Annotated in this window: 16 protein-coding genes; 7 read left to right on the forward strand and 9 right to left on the reverse strand. The window is 68.8% G+C overall.

Going from position 1 to position 15728, the window contains the following annotated elements:
• Nucleotides 1-50: 50 nt before the first annotated feature.
• The 4 genes from GU927_RS09925 to GU927_RS09940 all read right to left on the reverse strand — a co-directional run bounded on the left by GU927_RS09925 (nt 51) and on the right by GU927_RS09940 (nt 4035).
• Complete coding sequence (locus GU927_RS09925; protein WP_161762284.1) at nt 51-2054, reverse strand: NADPH-dependent 2,4-dienoyl-CoA reductase; 2004 nt, start codon at nt 2052-2054, stop codon at nt 51-53.
• 129 nt (nt 2055-2183) lie between these two features.
• A complete protein-coding gene (locus tag GU927_RS09930; RefSeq protein WP_161762285.1) occupies nt 2184-2552 on the reverse strand; it encodes a hypothetical protein in 369 nt (122 codons plus the stop codon).
• A 13-nt stretch (nt 2553-2565) separates the two neighbouring features.
• Nucleotides 2566-3327, reverse strand: a complete 762-nt coding sequence (locus tag GU927_RS09935) for a DUF6478 family protein (protein WP_394357670.1) — start codon at nt 3325-3327, stop codon at nt 2566-2568.
• Between the two features lie 132 nt (nt 3328-3459).
• Nucleotides 3460-4035: a cation transport ATPase gene (locus tag GU927_RS09940; protein ID WP_161762286.1), complete on the reverse strand. Its 576-nt coding sequence runs from the start codon at nt 4033-4035 to the stop codon at nt 3460-3462.
• Between the two features lie 147 nt (nt 4036-4182).
• On the opposite strand from GU927_RS09940, the gene GU927_RS09945 reads away from it, so the two are divergent.
• From GU927_RS09945 to GU927_RS09960, 4 genes are all read left to right on the forward strand, one after another.
• Nucleotides 4183-5079, forward strand: coding sequence for a peptidoglycan DD-metalloendopeptidase family protein (locus tag GU927_RS09945; RefSeq protein WP_161762287.1), 897 nt, complete (start codon nt 4183-4185; stop codon nt 5077-5079).
• 2 nt (nt 5080-5081) lie between these two features.
• Entirely contained in the window at nt 5082-5531 is a 450-nt protein-coding gene (locus GU927_RS09950) for a GNAT family N-acetyltransferase (protein ID WP_161762288.1), read from the forward strand.
• Between the two features lie 113 nt (nt 5532-5644).
• Complete coding sequence (accD, locus tag GU927_RS09955; protein ID WP_161762289.1) at nt 5645-6538, forward strand: acetyl-CoA carboxylase, carboxyltransferase subunit beta; 894 nt, start codon at nt 5645-5647, stop codon at nt 6536-6538.
• A 40-nt stretch (nt 6539-6578) separates the two neighbouring features.
• Nucleotides 6579-7814, forward strand: coding sequence for a bifunctional folylpolyglutamate synthase/dihydrofolate synthase (locus tag GU927_RS09960; RefSeq protein ID WP_161762434.1), 1236 nt, complete (start codon nt 6579-6581; stop codon nt 7812-7814).
• A gap of 124 nt (nt 7815-7938) precedes the next feature.
• On the opposite strand, the gene GU927_RS09965 is transcribed toward GU927_RS09960, so the two are convergent.
• The 4 genes from GU927_RS09965 to GU927_RS09980 form a co-directional block, all read right to left on the reverse strand.
• Nucleotides 7939-8550: a TetR/AcrR family transcriptional regulator gene (locus GU927_RS09965; RefSeq protein WP_161762290.1), complete on the reverse strand. Its 612-nt coding sequence runs from the start codon at nt 8548-8550 to the stop codon at nt 7939-7941.
• Nucleotides 8547-9362, reverse strand: coding sequence for a C40 family peptidase (locus GU927_RS09970; RefSeq protein ID WP_161762291.1), 816 nt, complete (start codon nt 9360-9362; stop codon nt 8547-8549). The genes GU927_RS09965 and GU927_RS09970 overlap by 4 nt, the downstream gene beginning before the upstream one ends.
• Nucleotides 9362-10747, reverse strand: a complete 1386-nt coding sequence (locus GU927_RS09975; RefSeq protein ID WP_161762435.1) for a leucyl aminopeptidase family protein — start codon at nt 10745-10747, stop codon at nt 9362-9364. The genes GU927_RS09970 and GU927_RS09975 overlap by 1 nt, the downstream gene beginning before the upstream one ends.
• Before the next feature lie 103 nt (nt 10748-10850).
• Nucleotides 10851-11210: a hypothetical protein gene (locus tag GU927_RS09980; protein ID WP_232489180.1), complete on the reverse strand. Its 360-nt coding sequence runs from the start codon at nt 11208-11210 to the stop codon at nt 10851-10853.
• A gap of 142 nt (nt 11211-11352) precedes the next feature.
• On the opposite strand from GU927_RS09980, the gene GU927_RS09985 reads away from it, so the two are divergent.
• The gene (locus GU927_RS09985) at nt 11353-12000 is read left to right on the forward strand and encodes a carbonic anhydrase (protein ID WP_161762292.1); all 648 of its coding nucleotides are present in this window, start codon (nt 11353-11355) and stop codon (nt 11998-12000) included.
• Nucleotides 12001-12009: 9 nt separating this feature from the next.
• On the opposite strand, the gene GU927_RS09990 is transcribed toward GU927_RS09985, so the two are convergent.
• The gene (locus GU927_RS09990) at nt 12010-13407 is read right to left on the reverse strand and encodes a helix-turn-helix domain-containing protein (RefSeq protein WP_161762293.1); all 1398 of its coding nucleotides are present in this window, start codon (nt 13405-13407) and stop codon (nt 12010-12012) included.
• A gap of 146 nt (nt 13408-13553) precedes the next feature.
• Here GU927_RS09990 and GU927_RS09995 point away from each other — a divergent pair, with 146 nt between their 5' ends.
• Both GU927_RS09995 and GU927_RS10000 read left to right on the forward strand, forming a co-directional pair.
• The gene (locus GU927_RS09995; RefSeq protein ID WP_161762294.1) at nt 13554-14768 is read left to right on the forward strand and encodes a pyridoxal-phosphate-dependent aminotransferase family protein; all 1215 of its coding nucleotides are present in this window, start codon (nt 13554-13556) and stop codon (nt 14766-14768) included.
• A 14-nt stretch (nt 14769-14782) separates the two neighbouring features.
• Nucleotides 14783-15721 (forward strand): HpcH/HpaI aldolase/citrate lyase family protein, encoded by a 939-nt coding sequence (locus GU927_RS10000; RefSeq protein ID WP_161762295.1) that lies wholly within the window; start codon nt 14783-14785, stop codon nt 15719-15721.
• Nucleotides 15722-15728 lie beyond the last annotated feature (7 nt).

The raw sequence follows: 15728 nt of genomic DNA on the forward strand, positions 1-15728 counted from the left end.
GGATCGTTGAAGGCAGGGAAACAGGATGCCCCGCCCGCACCTTTATCCGCTCACAACCGCGCGGCCAGCCGCGCCCCCTGATCGATGGCCCGCTTGGCATCCAGTTCGGCCGCCACATCCGCCCCGCCGATCACATGGGCCGCGATCCCCGCGGCGGCCAGCGCATCGGCCAGCCCCCGCTCCGGCTCCTGCCCCGCGCAGAGGACGACTGTGTCGACGGGGATCAACTCCTCCACCCCGTCGCGCCGCACGACAAGGCCTTCGGGCAGGATGCGGTCATAGGCGACACCGCCGATCATCTTCACCCCCTTGGCCGCCAGCGCCGCGCGATGGATCCAGCCCGTGGTCTTGCCCAGCCCCCGCCCCGGCTTTTCCGCCTTGCGCTGCAACAGCCAGACCTCGCGCGCGGGCGGCTCGGGCGCGGGCTCCACCAGCCCGCCCGCCACATCCGCCGGATCGCCCACGCCCCATTCCCGCCGCCACAGCGCAGGCTCCAGCGTCGGGGACAGGCCGCGATGGACCAGAAACTCGGCCACGTCGAACCCGATGCCCCCCGCGCCGATCACCGCCACCCGCCGCCCCACCGGCGCCCCGTTCAGCACATCGGCATAGCCCAGCGCCCGCTCCTGCCCCGCAATCCCCGGGTTGCGCGGGCTCACCCCCGTCGCCACCACCACCTCGTCGAACCCGCGCAGGTCATCCACCCCAACCTCCGCGCCCAGCCGCAAGTCCACCCCCGCCCGCGCGATCCGCGCAGCAAACCAGCGCACCAGCCCGTGGAACTCTTCCTTCCCCGGCACCTGCTTGGCGAGATTGAGCTGCCCACCGATCCGGTCCGCGCGGTCGAACAGCACCACGCGATGCCCCCGCTCTGCCGCCACTGCCGCCACCATCAGCCCCGCCGCGCCGGCCCCCACGACGGCCACCGATTTCGCCACCGCCACCGGCTCATAGGCCAACTCCACCTCATGACAGGCGCGCGGGTTCACAAGACAGCTCGTCAGCTTGCCGCTGAAGGTGTGATCCAGACAGGCCTGATTGCAGGCGATGCAGGGCGCGATCTCCTCCGCCCGCCCCGCCGCCGCCTTGGCCACGAAGTCCGCATCCGCCAGAAAGGGCCGCGCCATGGAAACCATGTCGGCCTGCCCCTCTGCCAGCACCCGCTCCGCCACATCGGGCGCGTTGATCCGGTTCGATGCGATCACCGGTATCCCCACCTCGCCCCGCAGCCGCCCCGTCAGATGCGCGAATGCCGCCCGCGGCACCGATGTGGCGATCGTCGGCACCCGCGCCTCGTGCCAGCCGATGCCGGTGTTCAGGACACTCGCCCCCGCCGCCTCGATGGCACGGGCCAGCGTCACCACCTCGTCCCATGTGCTGCCGTTCGGGATCAGGTCGATCAGGCTGATGCGGTAGATCAGGATGAAATCCGCCCCCACCGCCGCCCGCACCCGCCGCACCACCTCCACCGGCAGGCGCATGCGGTTGGCATATTCCCCGCCCCAGCGGTCGGTCCGCCGGTTGGTATGGGTGACGAGGAACTGGTTCAGGAAATACCCCTCGCTCCCCATCACCTCGACCCCGTCATAGCCTGCCTCGCGCGCCCGCACGGCCGCCGTCACGATGTCGGCAATCTGCTTTTCGATCCCCGCCTCGTCCAACTCGCGCGGCACAAAGGGCGAAATGGGCGAGCGCACCGCACTCGGCGCCACGCAATCCTTGCCATAGGCATAGCGCCCCGCATGCAGGATTTGCATCGCGATCCGCCCGCCCGCCTGATGTACGCGGTCCGTCACAACGCGGTGGTTGGCGATGTCCTGCGCGGAATGAAGCCCCGCCGCACCGGGAAAGACCCCCCCCTCGGCATTGGGCGCCATCCCCCCCGTCACGATCAGCCCGACCCCGCCCCGCGCGCGTTCGGCATAGAACTCCGCCACGCGGTTCCAGTCGCCCCGCTCCTCCAGCCCCGTATGCATCGACCCCATCAGCACACGGTTGGGCAGCGTCACTTGACCCAGCGACAGGGGCGACAGCAGGTGCGGGTATTCGGTCATGATGGTCCTCCGGCGCGCAGACTGCCCCAGCGCCGCGCCCCTGTCACCGGCGACGCGGCGTCATGCGCGACCACACGCGCAGAACCTCGGCTGCCTGCTTGCCCGATGAAGGGCGCAAGGGGCGCGACGTCACATCGTCTCGACGCAATGCCGCCGGAAGGCCCGCTTCAGCATGTCCAGCTCGGCCCGCAACAGATCCACCTCGGCGCGCAGGTCGTCTTCCATCGCCACGCCCGTGATGATGGTGAAATGCGCCAGATTCTCGCCCGTCTCGCGGTCGCGGATCAGGAAGGTCTGCACCCCCTCGGCCAGAACCTCGGCCGGGATCGGCACGCGCACCGACCATTCCCCCGCACGGTCGGGGATCGCCACAACCTCCAGCCCGGGCACGACCTGCTCCAGATGCCGCACCTCCAGCGACGGGCGCTCCGTTCCGGACAGCACCCCCTCCCAGACGCCCGCGCGGATGCGTGTCCTGGTCAGTTTCACCCCGTCCATCACCATCCCCCGTTCACAGTTCCGCCCGCGGGCGGCGGCTGACCGTCACGTCGCGCAGGATGATCTGGTTCATCTCCGGCCCCTCGAAGATCAGGTCGATCCACAGCTTTTCGATCCGCTTCTCGTTGATCTTGGTATAGGTCAGGTCGAATTCCACCATGACCTCCTCGGCCCCCAGCGGCACTTCCAGCACGATCTGTTCCGTATTCGGCCCGTGCTTCACGTTCAGCCGCGCAAAGATCTCCAGCGGCTTCTCCAGCTCCACGATCATGTCCAGCCGCACCAGATGGCGCAGCTTCAACCCCCGCGCCGCCTCTTCCGGCAGGTCGATCACCAGCGACAGGAACGACCCGTCAAAGCGGAACACATCCATCCGGAAACCGAAGGGGGCCACATCGCCCGCCCGCTCGTTGCGGATCTGCCGTACGGTCAGCTCGCTCAGCCGGCAGTCATGGAACAGCGTCGCCCCCTCGCCGAAGGTCGACCGGTTCGGCACCGACGCCATCCCCGGCACCGGCATCGGCCCGCGCCACAGCTCCGGCCGCCAGGCCCAGTCCGTGCCCAGCGGGCGGCGGATCGAATTCGACCCGATCACCGGCAGCGCCAGACGGTATTCCGCCTCGTGGATCACGCGGTCGATCTGCCGCCGCAGCGCCCGCGCCTTGGCACGCCAGCCCCGCAGCGTGGCAAGGTCCGCCGCCGCCGCGCCCTCGGCCCGTTCCTCCCAGTGCCGCAGCACCCGCCGCTGAAGCACCCTGTCAAAAACGTTGTCCAGCCTGCCCAACTTCACACGCGCCCCGCACCTGCGCGCCGCACCGGCACGCTGTGGCTGTTTATGCCGCAAAACGCCCGCCGCGCCACCGCCAATTTGCCTGCAGTCCCGCGAATTCATCCCCGCGCGGCGGGTTCAGATCGACGGCGCCCCCGCCTCGCGGTTCGCCGCCACCAGCGCGGCCACCGCCGCGTCCAGCAGCGCGCGCCCCTCGGTCACACTGATCGGCGCGCCCTCTGCCCCGCTGACCGACACCGTCGCCAGCCGCCCGCGCAGGGGCCGGATCGCGCGCCAGTATTCCCCCGCCTCGCGGTCCGCCACATGCAGCACGAAGGTGCCCCCGCTGCTCGCCGCCGACAAAAGCCGCACGTCCCCCGCCCTGCCCGACCGGCTCAACGCCGCCAGCCCGTCCTGCGACTGGAAATACGCCGCCAGCGCCGCGCCCCCGTCCGACATGGCCCCGCCCGACCCCGCAGCCCCCACCGACAGCGTGATCACCGCAGGCTCGGCCCCGCTGCCCGCCGAACAGCGCCCCATCAGCACCACCGCATTGTCCGCGCCCCTCTGCCCCGCCCCTTCGGCGATGCAATAGCCGGACGGCGCCGCCGCCGTCACCGCCCCGTCAAGCAAGGCCACCTGCCGGATGCCGCCCCCCGGCGCCACGCATCCGCCCAGCAACCCAAGCGCCACCAGCGCGAGCACACCTGTCAACCTTGCCACTCCGGCCTCCCCGACGCCGCTTTTCCCGCGGCGGTTGACCCCTGCATAACGCCCCGACCCCGCCCGCGTCCACAACCGTGACGCACCGCTTGCATCCGCCCCGCCGACCCGCTTCATTCCGCCAACAGGGAGACACCGATGACCGACACCACCCGCCTTGCCGCCCGCCTGAACGGGCAGCCCGACCTCTACGCCGCCCTCCGCGCCGCCATTGCCGGAACCGGCACCGCCCCCGCCATCCCCGACCTGATCGCCGCCTGCGACGCACCCACCGCCGCGCGCCTCGGCGCCGTGGATGCGGGGCTTCTGGCCGCCATCGCGCGCAAGGCCGCAACGGGCGAGGCGGTGGCAGGTTCCGCCGCGCTGCGCGCCCGCCTCGCCACCCTGCCCGCCCACCCCCTCTTCCTGCCCGATCCCGCAGAGGGCGCGACCATGGCGCTGCCCACCACCGGCGAACGCCCCGACATGCCCGCCTTCTCGGACCGCACCTTCGACGCATGGTTCGACGCCCACCGCGCCCGCGGCATCCGCTACGGCCTCGGCCTCTATGGCGAGAACCGGACGGTCTACGCCACCCCGCAATTCGCCGATGCCGCCAGCCCCGAACGGCGCACCATCCACCTTGGCATCGACGTCTTTGCCCCCGTCGGAACCCCCGTCCACGCCCCGCTTGCGGGCCGCGTCCGGCACCTGACCTACAATGCCGACCCGCTGGATTACGGTAACACGCTGATCCTCGAACACGACCTCGACGGGATGCGCTTCTTCACCCTCTACGGCCACCTCGCCGCCAGCCTGCCCGACCTGCACCCGACCGGACGCATCGAGGCCGGCCAGACCATCGCCCATCTGGGCGACTGGCCCGAAAACGGCGGCTGGGCCGCGCATATCCATTTCCAGATCGTCACCGACCTTCTGGCCACCTCGGGCAATTTCTTCGGCGTGGGCCATGCCAGCCTGCGCGATGTCTGGTCCGACATCAGCCCCGACGCCAACCTCCTCATGCGCCTGCCCGCGCACAGCTTCACGGTCTGACCATGCCCCACCTGATCCGCCCCGCCACCCTCGACGACCGCGCCCTCTGGCAGCCGCTCTTCGAAGCCTATGCCGCCTTCTACAACACCCCCCTCACGCCCCAGACACTCGACACCGTCTGGGGCTGGATCCACGATCCCGAAAACCCCTTCTGGTGCGACCTCGCCCTCTCTCCCGACGGGCGCCCCCTCGGCCTCGTGCAGTATCAGCTCATGCACCGCTCCCTCGGCGGGTCGATGGTCTGCTACCTCTCCGACCTCTTCACCACGCCCGACGCTCGCGGTCAGGGCATCGGCCGCGCCCTGATCGACCACGTCCTCGCCTTTGCCAAGCAGCGCGGCCTGCCCAATGTCCGCTGGCTCACGGCCGAGGACAACACGACCGCGCGGCAGCTCTACGACACCTACCGCCCCCGCACCCCCTTCATCCTCTACGCCATCCCAACGACCTGAACCGCCCCCACCCGCGCCTGCCTCCCCCGCCACAGCCTGCCCGATTGCATTTCCCGCCCCCCCGCCTTATCTCTGCCCCCCAACCGACGGAGCCGAACAAGGGCAAACCCCGCATGAACTGGATCTCCAACTACGTCCGCCCCAAGATCAACTCGCTCTTCTCCCGCAGGGAAGTGCCCGAGAACCTGTGGACGAAGTGCCCCGAATGCGGGACCATGCTCTTCCACCGCGAACTGGCCGCCAACCTGAACGTCTGCACCTCCTGCGACCATCACATGGCCATCAGCCCGCGCGACCGCTTCACCGCCCTCTTCGACGGCGGCATCTTCACCGAGGTGAAGGTTCCCGAACCCGTTACCGACCCGCTGCATTTCCGCGACCAGAAGAAATACCCCGACCGCCTGAAGGCCGCGCAGAAAGCGACGGGCGAGAAAGAGGCGATGCTGGTGGCCGAGGGCGAGATCGCCAAGACCCCGATCGTCGCCGTCGCGCAGGACTTCTCCTTCATGGCGGGCTCCATGGGCATGTATGTCGGCAACGCCATCCTCGCCGCCGCCGACCGCGCGGTGAAGATGAAGCGTCCGCTCGTCCTCTTCTCTGCCGCCGGTGGCGCGCGGATGCAGGAAGGCATCCTGTCGCTGATGCAGATGCCCCGCACCACCGTCGCCGTGCAGATGCTGCGCGAGGCGAACCTGCCCTATATCGTCGTGCTGACCCACCCCACCACGGGCGGCGTCACGGCCTCCTACGCCATGCTGGGGGATGTGCAGATCGCCGAACCCAACGCGCTCATCTGCTTCGCCGGTCCCCGCGTCATCGAACAGACCATCCGCGAAAAACTGCCCGAAGGGTTCCAGCGCGCGGAATACCTGCTCGACCACGGGATGCTGGACCGCGTCACCCACCGCAAGGCCCTGCGCGAGGAACTGGTGACCATCATCCGCATGCTCACGAACCAGCCCCCCGCCATCCGCGGCGAGCTGACCGCCCAACCCGCCGAAGCCTGATCCCGTGACCACGCTTCCCTCCGACGCCATCCTCGAACGGATGATGACCCTGCACCCCAAGGTCATCGACCTGACACTTGACCGCGTGCACCGGCTGCTGGGCCTGCTGGGCAACCCCGAACGCGCCATCCCGCCCGCCATCCACCTTGCGGGCACCAACGGCAAGGGATCGACGCAGGCCATGATCCGCGCGGGGCTTGAGGCGGCAGGACAGCGCGTCCACGCCTATACCTCGCCCCACCTTGCCCGCTTCCACGAACGCATCCGCCTTGCGGGCGAGTTGATCGGGGAACCCGCCCTCGCCGCGCTGCTGGACGAATGCGTGGAACGGAACGGGCCGGACGAGATCACCTTCTTCGAAATCACCACCTGCGCCGCCTTCCTCGCCTTTGCCCGCACCTCCGCGGACTGGACGCTCTTGGAAGTGGGCCTCGGCGGGCGGCTCGACGCCACCAACGTCATCACGCCCCGCCTGTCGATCATCACCCCGGTCTCGATGGACCACGAAGCCTTCCTCGGCGACACCATCGCCAAGATCGCGGGCGAAAAGGCGGGCATCATCAAGCGCGGCATCCCCGTCATCGTCGGCCCCCAGCATCCCGACGGGCTGGCGGTGATCGAGGCGACCGCCGCCCGCCTCGGCGCGCCCCTCCTCGCCCACGGCCAGCACTGGCAGGTATGGGAGGAACGCGGTCGCCTGATCTATCAGGACGAGCATGGCCTGCTGGACCTGCCCCTGCCCAACCTTCCGGGCCCCCACCAGATCCAGAACGCGGGCGCCGCCCTCACCGCGCTGCGCCATCTGGGCCATGACGAGGCGGCCTGCGAAGCCGCCGTCACCCGCGCCGAATGGCCCGCCCGGATGCAGCGCCTGCGCCGTGGTCCGCTGGTCGACATGGCGCCGCAGGTGGAACTCTGGCTCGACGGCGGCCACAACCCCGCAGGGGGCGAGGCGGTGGCGTCAACGCTTGCCCGCATGCCCGCGCGGCAGACGCATCTGATCTGCGGCATGCTGAACACCAAGGACGTGACGGGCTACATGCGCCCCCTCGCCCCGCAGGTCACGCAGCTCCATGCCGTGTCGATCCCGGGCGAAAAGAACACCCTGCCGGCAGAGGCCACCCGCGACGCCGCCCAGAGCGCGGGCATCGACGCCACCACGGCAGACAGCGTGGCAGGGGCACTCGCCACCATCGCCGCCAAAGACCCGCAGGCCCGCGTCCTCATCTGCGGATCGCTCTATCTGGCAGGCTCCATCCTGCGCGAGAACGGCTGACCGCAAAATCCTTCCTGCGAAGGATTTTGCCCCGATTGTTCTGCGAACAATCGCCCCCACCGTCCCGCCCCGATCCTTCGCCAGAAGGATCGCCACAAGATTTTTCGCAGAAAAATCTTGCCCCTCAGACGCCGTAGCGCGCCATGAACATCGCCACCGCACCCCCCACCACCCGCGCCACATCGCGCGGGGTTGCCACGCCCTGCCCGAACACGGCGCGGTCATGCAGATTCGCCTTGCACAGCTGCGCGAACTGGTCCGCCGCCAGATCCAGATCCTCGATCCGCAGCTCCCCCCGCTCCACCGCCTTGGCCAGATAGCGCGTCAGCCGCTCGCGGATCAGCTTCGGCCCGCTGTCATAGAAGGCCGCCCCCAGCGCCGGAAACCGGTCCGCCTCGGCCACGCACATGCGGAACATGCGCTGCCCGAAATCCGACTGGGCAAAGGCCACGATCCGTTCTCCGGCCAGCCGCAGCACATCCGCCACCGCCGCATCGTCGTCGATCAGCGCCTCTGCCTCATCCGCCGCGCGCAGGCATTCGGCGCGCGCCACTTCCATGAAAAGCAGCCGCTTGTCGGGGAAATAGCTGTAAAGCGTGGCCTTGCTGACCCCCGCCGCACGGGCGATGTCGTCCACCGATGCGCCTTCGAACCCGTCGCGGAGGAAGATGTCGCGCGCACCGGCCAGCACCTGCCCGAACTTGCGCCCGCGCCGGATTTCCGCGCCCCCGCTCACACCCGCCGCCGCGCCGTCACCGGCCCGCCCCCCTGCTCCGCGATCCGCGCGATGGCCTCCGCCATCCCCTCGTGCCGCACATCCATGCTGTGACCATTGGCGTGAAGGATGGTCGCGCCATCCACCACCATCGCCACATGCCCCTTCCAGAACAAGAGGTCCCCCCGCCGCAGCGCCGCGCCCTCCGGCACTTCCTCCCCGATGCGCGCCTGCTGGTCGCTGTCCCCCGGACAGTCCCGCCCGCAGGCCAGCAGCGCCCCCTGCACCAGACCCGAACAGTCGATCCCGTCGCGGCTGTTGCCACCCCACAGATAGGGCGAACCCAGAAACCGCTCGGCCACCGCCACCGGATCGCCCTCTGCATCGCCCAGCGCGCGCAGATGCATCGCGGGGACAAAACCGCCCGCCACCCGCGCCCATTTCCCGTCACTCTCCGCCACCGCCAGCCGCGCGCCGAAGGGCAGCGCCATCACCTCGCGCGCCTGCACCCGTGCCTCGGGGTACAGATGCGTGGCCCCTGCCGCCACCCGATGCGTCGCGGCAACCGCAGGCCCCGCCGCCCCCGCCGCCAGCCAGCCGCAATAGCCGTCCTTGCCCATCTGCACGAAGCAATGCCCGTCCCGCCGCTCCACCACCACCAGCGGCTCGCCCAGCACAACCTGCCGGTCCCGCGCGCCATCGGGCGTGGCGCAGAGATCGGCCAGCGCCACCGCGACCGCCCCCGCCTCGCCCGACACGAACTCCGCCTCCACCGCCCCGCGCAGGCACTCCAGCGCGACACGCCCCGAAAACGGTGTCAGCCTGCGGTCCATCACAGCCCCAGCATCGCGGGCAGGCCAAGGAACAGCGCCCGCGCCCCCTGCCCGACCCCGCCCTTGGGCCGCCCCGGCGCCTCGGTGGGCGTGTGGCCATAGATGTCGAAATGCACATAGCGCGGATGGTCGGCAAAGCGCCGCAGGAACAGCGCCGCCGTGATCGACCCCGCGAAGCCGAAACCCGGCGCATTGTCCAGATCGGCGATCCCCGGTTCGATCACCGGTTCATAGGCGTCATGGAAGGGCATCCGCCACACCGGATCGAACCCCGCCACCGCGCCCGCCTCCAGCGCCGCCGCCACACCCGCATCGTCGGTGTAATAGGGCGCAAGGTCCGGCCCCACCGCCACCCGCGCCGCCCCCGTCAGCGTCGCCATCGACACCATGAGATCGCAGGGCTCCTCCCCCGCCCAGGCCAGCGCATCGCCAAGGATCAGCCGCCCCTCGGCATCGGTATCGTTCACCTCCACCGTCAGCCCCTTGCGGCTGGTCAAAATATCCTTCGGCTTCAGCGCATTGCCCGCCACCACATTTTCCACCGCCGGCACGATGACGCGCAGCCGCACCGGCAGCCCCGCCTCCATCACCATCTGCGCAAGGCCAAGGACGGTGGCCGCCCCGCCCATGTCCTTCTTCATCAGGTTCATCCCCGACGACGGCTTCAGGTTCAGCCCGCCCGTGTCGAAACACACCCCCTTGCCCACCAGCGTGACCGCAGGCCCCGCCTCGCCCCAGCGCATTTCCATGATGCGCGGCGCGCGCGGGCTGGCGCGGCCCACCGCATGGACCATGGGAAAGCCCTGTGCCAGCAGGTCATCCCCCCGCACCGCCGCCGTCCGCGCCCCGAACCGCGCCGCCAGCGCCATGAAGGCCGACTCCAGCTCTTCCGGCCCCATGTCCTGCGCGGGCGTGTTGATCAGGTCGCGCGTCAGGAACTCGCCCCGCGCCATGGCGAGCATCCGCCCCGCATCCACCCCGTCCGGACAGACCAGCCGCGCCCCGCCCCGCTCCTTGCCCGCCTTGTAGCGGGTGAAGCGGTATTGCGTGAACAGCCAGCCCAACGCCGCCTCGGCCCGTTCCGCCGCCGTCAGATCGCCCTCCAGCCGCCACACGCCCGCAGGCAGACCCGCCACCGCCTTGGCCAAGCCAAAGCGCAGCCGCCGCCGCGCCCGCTCGGTCCCCTTGCCGACCACGGCCCCCACCACGCCGCCGCCCGCATCGGGCAGCAGGCGCAACTCGCCCGCATCAGCCTTGAACCCCGTCGCCTCCAGCCAGCCCGACGCCTCCGCGCCCAGCGCGGCCTTGGCCGCCTCCAACCCTTCGGGCGTCACCACATGCAGGGGCAGCGACGGCGCACCCGCCTCGGCAAATTCCGGCGTCAGGAACGGCAGGGTGATGTCTGTCATGGGGCACTTCCGGTCAGGGCAATCCTTTGCCCGACCCTACAGCGCCCCGCGCCCCCTGCAAGGCCCCTCAGCCCCCCGATCAGACCCCGACGAGCGACCGCTCCGCCACCCGCACCAGCCGCGCCCAGACGGCGGCAAAGGCCGTCGCATCGCCCCCCACCAGCGCGGTCCGTGCATCCTCGGCCACCTGTGCCAGACTGACCATGCCCAGCCCCGCCGCCATGGCCTGCATCCGCCGCAGACCGCGCGGCAGACCCGCCACCTCGTGCCGCTCCACCTGCGCGCCCATCACCGTGACGGCCAGCGCAAGCTCGCCCACAGCCCGCGACACCAGTTTCTTCCCCGGATCGGGGCCAAGCCGGTCAAAGATCGCCATGATCGCCCCCTCATCCTCATCCACCCGCTCCTGCGGGCGCAGCATCACAACGCTGGCCGACATCGCATCCCCCGGAATTCCGACACACCCGGTCGAAAGCATGATCCGTGCCACTGAACGAAAGGTTGCCGCAGTCGGAATTAAACACTCGAATTTTCCTATACTTCGCCCTAGTAAGGCCGCGACGACCTTTGCAGGATGCCCGATGCAGCAAGCCCGGCCCCTTCCCGCCTATCTCATCAGCCGCTTCCACGGCTGGCGCGCCACCACCTATCAGGACAACAAGGCCTGGTACCGCCGCCTCGCCGAAAGCGGGCAGCACCCCCGCGCCATGGTCATCTCCTGCTGTGACAGCCGCGTGCACGTCACCTCGATCTTCGGCGCGGACGAGGGCGAGTTCTTCATCCACCGCAACATCGCCAACCTCGTCCCGCCCTATAACCCCGACGGCGAATATCACGGCACCTCGGCGGCGGTGGAATATGCCGTCACCTCGCTGGGCGTCGCGCATATCGTGGTGCTGGGCCATTCCAACTGCGGCGGCGTCAAGGGCTGCCACGACATGTGCTCGGGTCATGCCCCCGCCCTGCTGGAGAAATCCTCCTTCGTCGGCCGCTGGATGGACATCCTGCGCCCCGGCTTCGACAAGGTGAAGGCACAGGCACCCGACGATTTCCTGCGCGCGCTGGAAAAGCAGGCGGTGCTGACCAGCCTCGAAAACCTGATGACCTTCCCCTTCGTCCGCGCCGCGGTCGAGGATGACAGGCTCACCCTGCACGGGCTCTGGACGGATACGGGCGAAGGCGGTCTGGAACAGTTCGACCCCGCGCGCGGCGGGTTCGTGGCCGTCTGAAACCCGACACTAGACCTCGAACCGCGTCGCCCCCCGCCGCTTTTCGTCGACGGGCTGCGACAGCACCACCGCCTGATGCGCGCGCTGGTCGCAATTGGCGCGCGGGCAGATGCGGCAGTTGATGCCCACCTGCGTCATCCGCGCCCCCGCGACCGAGAACGCCTCGGCATAGCCGATTTCGGGCGCATGCTCGATCGCGCAGCCCATCGCCACGGCCAGCCGGTTGTCCTGCGCGTGGCGGGCCCAAGTCGGGCGGTCCACCGTGCGCGAAAAGACAAAGAACTGCGACCGGTCCGGCATCTCGACGAATTGCGGCACGATCCGCCCCGGCGTGCGGAAGGACGTATGCACATCCAGCCGCGGACAGGCCCCGCCATGTTCGGCCAGATGGAACCCCGTCGCATTGAACCGCTTGGTGACGTTCCCGCCCTTGTCGATCCGTAGAAAGAAGAACGGCACCCCCTGCGCCCCCTCGCGCTGCATCGTCGTCGCGCGGTGGCAGGCCTGTTCGAAACTGACGCCGAAGCGTGTCGCGATATGGTCGAGGTCGTATTTCGTCGCCCGCGCCTCGGCCAGAAACGCCTCATAGGGCATCAGGACGGCGGCGGCGAAATAGTTCGCCAGCTCCACCCGCAACCGCGCCACCCCGCGCGGATCGGTGATCCCCGACCGCGCCACCAGACTGTCCAGCAGCCCCCGCTTCTCCAGCAGGCCGCACATATGCACCAGCTGGAAGATGCGGTTGGTGTGGTCCAGCGCCTCGGACAGCAGGATCTCGCGCCGTGCCTCGTCATACTGGCGCAGCGTGCCGGGCAGGTCCTCGACCCTGACCAGCCGCACGGTCACGCCCACGCGCCCCCGCAGCCGCCGCTTCAGCGCGACATAGACCTCGTCCGGCTCGACCGCCGACCCGCTCCAGAACCCCTCCGCCGCCTCTTCCAGCTCGCGGAAGTGATTCCGGTGCTTGCGGAATTCGTTGTGCACCGCCGATTCCGGCGTCGCCACGATCTGCGGCGCCTCGCCCTCGGTCAGTGACAAAAGCTGGTCCGTGGCCGCCTGATAGGCGCTGTGCAGCCGCAGAAAGGACTGCACCAGCCCCGGCGAATGGACCAGCGCCGCGCGCATCTGCGGCAGGTCGGGCCGCGTTTCGCTGAACAGCGGGTCCTGCATCACGGCGCGCAGGTCGGCCAACTGGCTGGTGCCATCCTCGTCCGCGATCTCGCGCCAGTCGACGCCATAGACATCGAACAGCTTCAGCAGAACCTGCACCGATACCGATCTCTCGTTGTTTTCCAGAAGGTTGACATAGGACGGGCTGATGCCCAGCGCCTTGGCCATCGCCCCCTGTGTCTCGCCCCGCTCAAGTCGCAGCCGCCGCAGATGCGGTCCGATGAATGTCTTTTGCATACCGTCGCACACATTACAGGTTTCGTTGTGTTTACAATATTACAAATTACAAGCGATGTAAATTCTCGCATTTACAGCACAACCCGCTTTCGTTTTGCACAAATTACAAGCGGTGCCATGTCTGTCCCAACGAATTGGAGGACATCATGAAAACCGGAACGCAGCATCTCTACATCCCCGGACCCACCAATGTGCCCGAGGTCGTGCGTCAGGCGATGAACGTCCCCATGCAGGACCACCGCGCGCCGGATTACGGCAACCTGACGATGGGCCTGTTCCGCGACCTCAAGACCATCTTCAAGACCGAAACCGGCCGCGTGATGATGTTCCCCGGTTCCGGCACCGCCTGCTGGGAAGCGGCGATCACCAACACGCTGAACCCCGGCGACAAGGTGCTGATGGCCCGTCACGGCCAGTTCTCGCATCTCTGGGTGGAAATGGCGAAAAAGCTGGGCCTCGACGTCGAAGTTGTCGACCTCGCATGGGGCGCGGGCGTTCCGGTCAACGAATTCGCCCGCATCCTGGGCAATGACCGCCACGGCAAGATCAAGGCCGTCTTCGTCACCCATAACGAAACCGCCACCGGCGTCACGTCCGACGTCGCCCTCGTCCGCCGCGCGCTGGACGAATGCTTCCACGACGCGCTCCTCTTCGTGGACGGCGTCTCCTCCATCGCCTGCATCGACTTCCGCATGGACGAATGGGGCGTCGACCTTGCCGTGACCGGCACGCAAAAGGGCTTCATGCTGCCCGCGGGTCTGGGCATCATCGGCGTCTCGCAGAAAGCCATGGCCGCGTCGGAAACCAACACCATGCGCCGCTGCTTCCTCGACTTCGCCGACATGGCCAAGATGAACGATACCGGCTACTTCCCCTACACCCCGCCCACCCAACTGCTGCACGGCCTGCGCAAGTCGCTCGACCGCATGCTGGAGGAAGGGCCGGAAAACACCTTTGCCCGCCACCGCCGCCTTGCGACGGGCGTGCGCAACGCAGTCGCGGCATGGGGGCTGGAAATGGCGGCGGAACATCCCTCGCTCTACTCCGACACCGTCACCGCGATCCGCACCCCGCAGGGCGTGGATGCCCGCGACGTCATCAAGATCGCCTATGACCGCTACAACTGCTCGCTCGGCTCGGGTCTCGGCCCGCTGAACGGCAAGGTGTTCCGCATCGGCCATCTGGGCGACCTGAACGAAGGCATGTGCCTGACCGCCATCTCCATCGCGGAACTCTCGCTGGCCGCCGCCGGGGCGCAGATCCGCTTCGGGTCGGGCGTCGCCGCCGCGCAGGACGTCTATGCCGAACCGGTCGCCCGCGCCGTCCAGCGCAACACCGCCGCCCGCATCGCCGCCGAATAACCCCAGAGGAAACCATGTCCCACACGCTTTACCCGCTGCGGCGTCAACGCCTGCAGCGATCGGAACTCGCTGTCCCGGCGTCAAACCCCACCATGATCGACAAGGCCGCCGCCGGCCCCGCCGACTACGTCTTCCTCGACCTCGAAGACGCGGTCGCACCGCCGGAAAAGGAACAGGCCCGCAAGAACTGCATCCAGGCCCTGAACGACATCGACTGGGCCGCGAAGGGCAAGACGGTTTCCGTCCGCATCAACGGGCTGGACACGCATTACATGTACCGCGACGTGGTCGACGTGATGGAACAGGCAGGCAGCCGCGTTCACACGCTGCTGGTGCCCAAGGTCGGCGTGCGCGATGACCTCTACATGGTCGAAGCGATGATCAACCAGATCGAACAGGCCAAGGGCTACGCCACCCGCGTCGGGCTGGAAGCGCTGATCGAAACCGCGCTTGGCATGGCCAATGTGGAATCCATCGCCCAGTTCGGCGGCCGGCTCGAGGCGCTGCATTTCGGCGTCGCCGACTACGCGGCCTCGATGCGCGCCCGCACCACCAATATCGGCGGCCTGAACCCGCATTACCCCGGCGACCAGTGGCACGCCGCCATTTCCCGCATGGTCATCGCCTGCCGCGCCTATGGCCTGCGCGCCATCGACGGCCCCTTCGGCGATTTCTCCGATCCCGAAGGCTACAAGGAAGGCGCCCGCCGCGCCGCGGCCCTCGGCTGCGAAGGCAAATGGGCGATACACCCGTCGCAGGTCTCCATGGCCAACGAAGTCTTCAGCCCCACCGATGCCGAGGTCACCAAGGCCCGCCGCATCATCGAGGAACTGAAGATCGCGGAAAGCCAAGGCAAGGGCGCCGCCAGCCTTGACGGCAAGATGATCGACGCCGCGTCCGAGAAGATGGCGCGCAACGTCCTCGTCATCGCGGAAGCGATCGACGGCAAGTGATACCGCA

Origin of the sequence: Paragemmobacter amnigenus, assembly GCF_009908265.2 — a bacterium.
GTDB classification, from domain to species: Bacteria; Pseudomonadota; Alphaproteobacteria; order Rhodobacterales; family Rhodobacteraceae; genus Paragemmobacter; species Paragemmobacter amnigenus.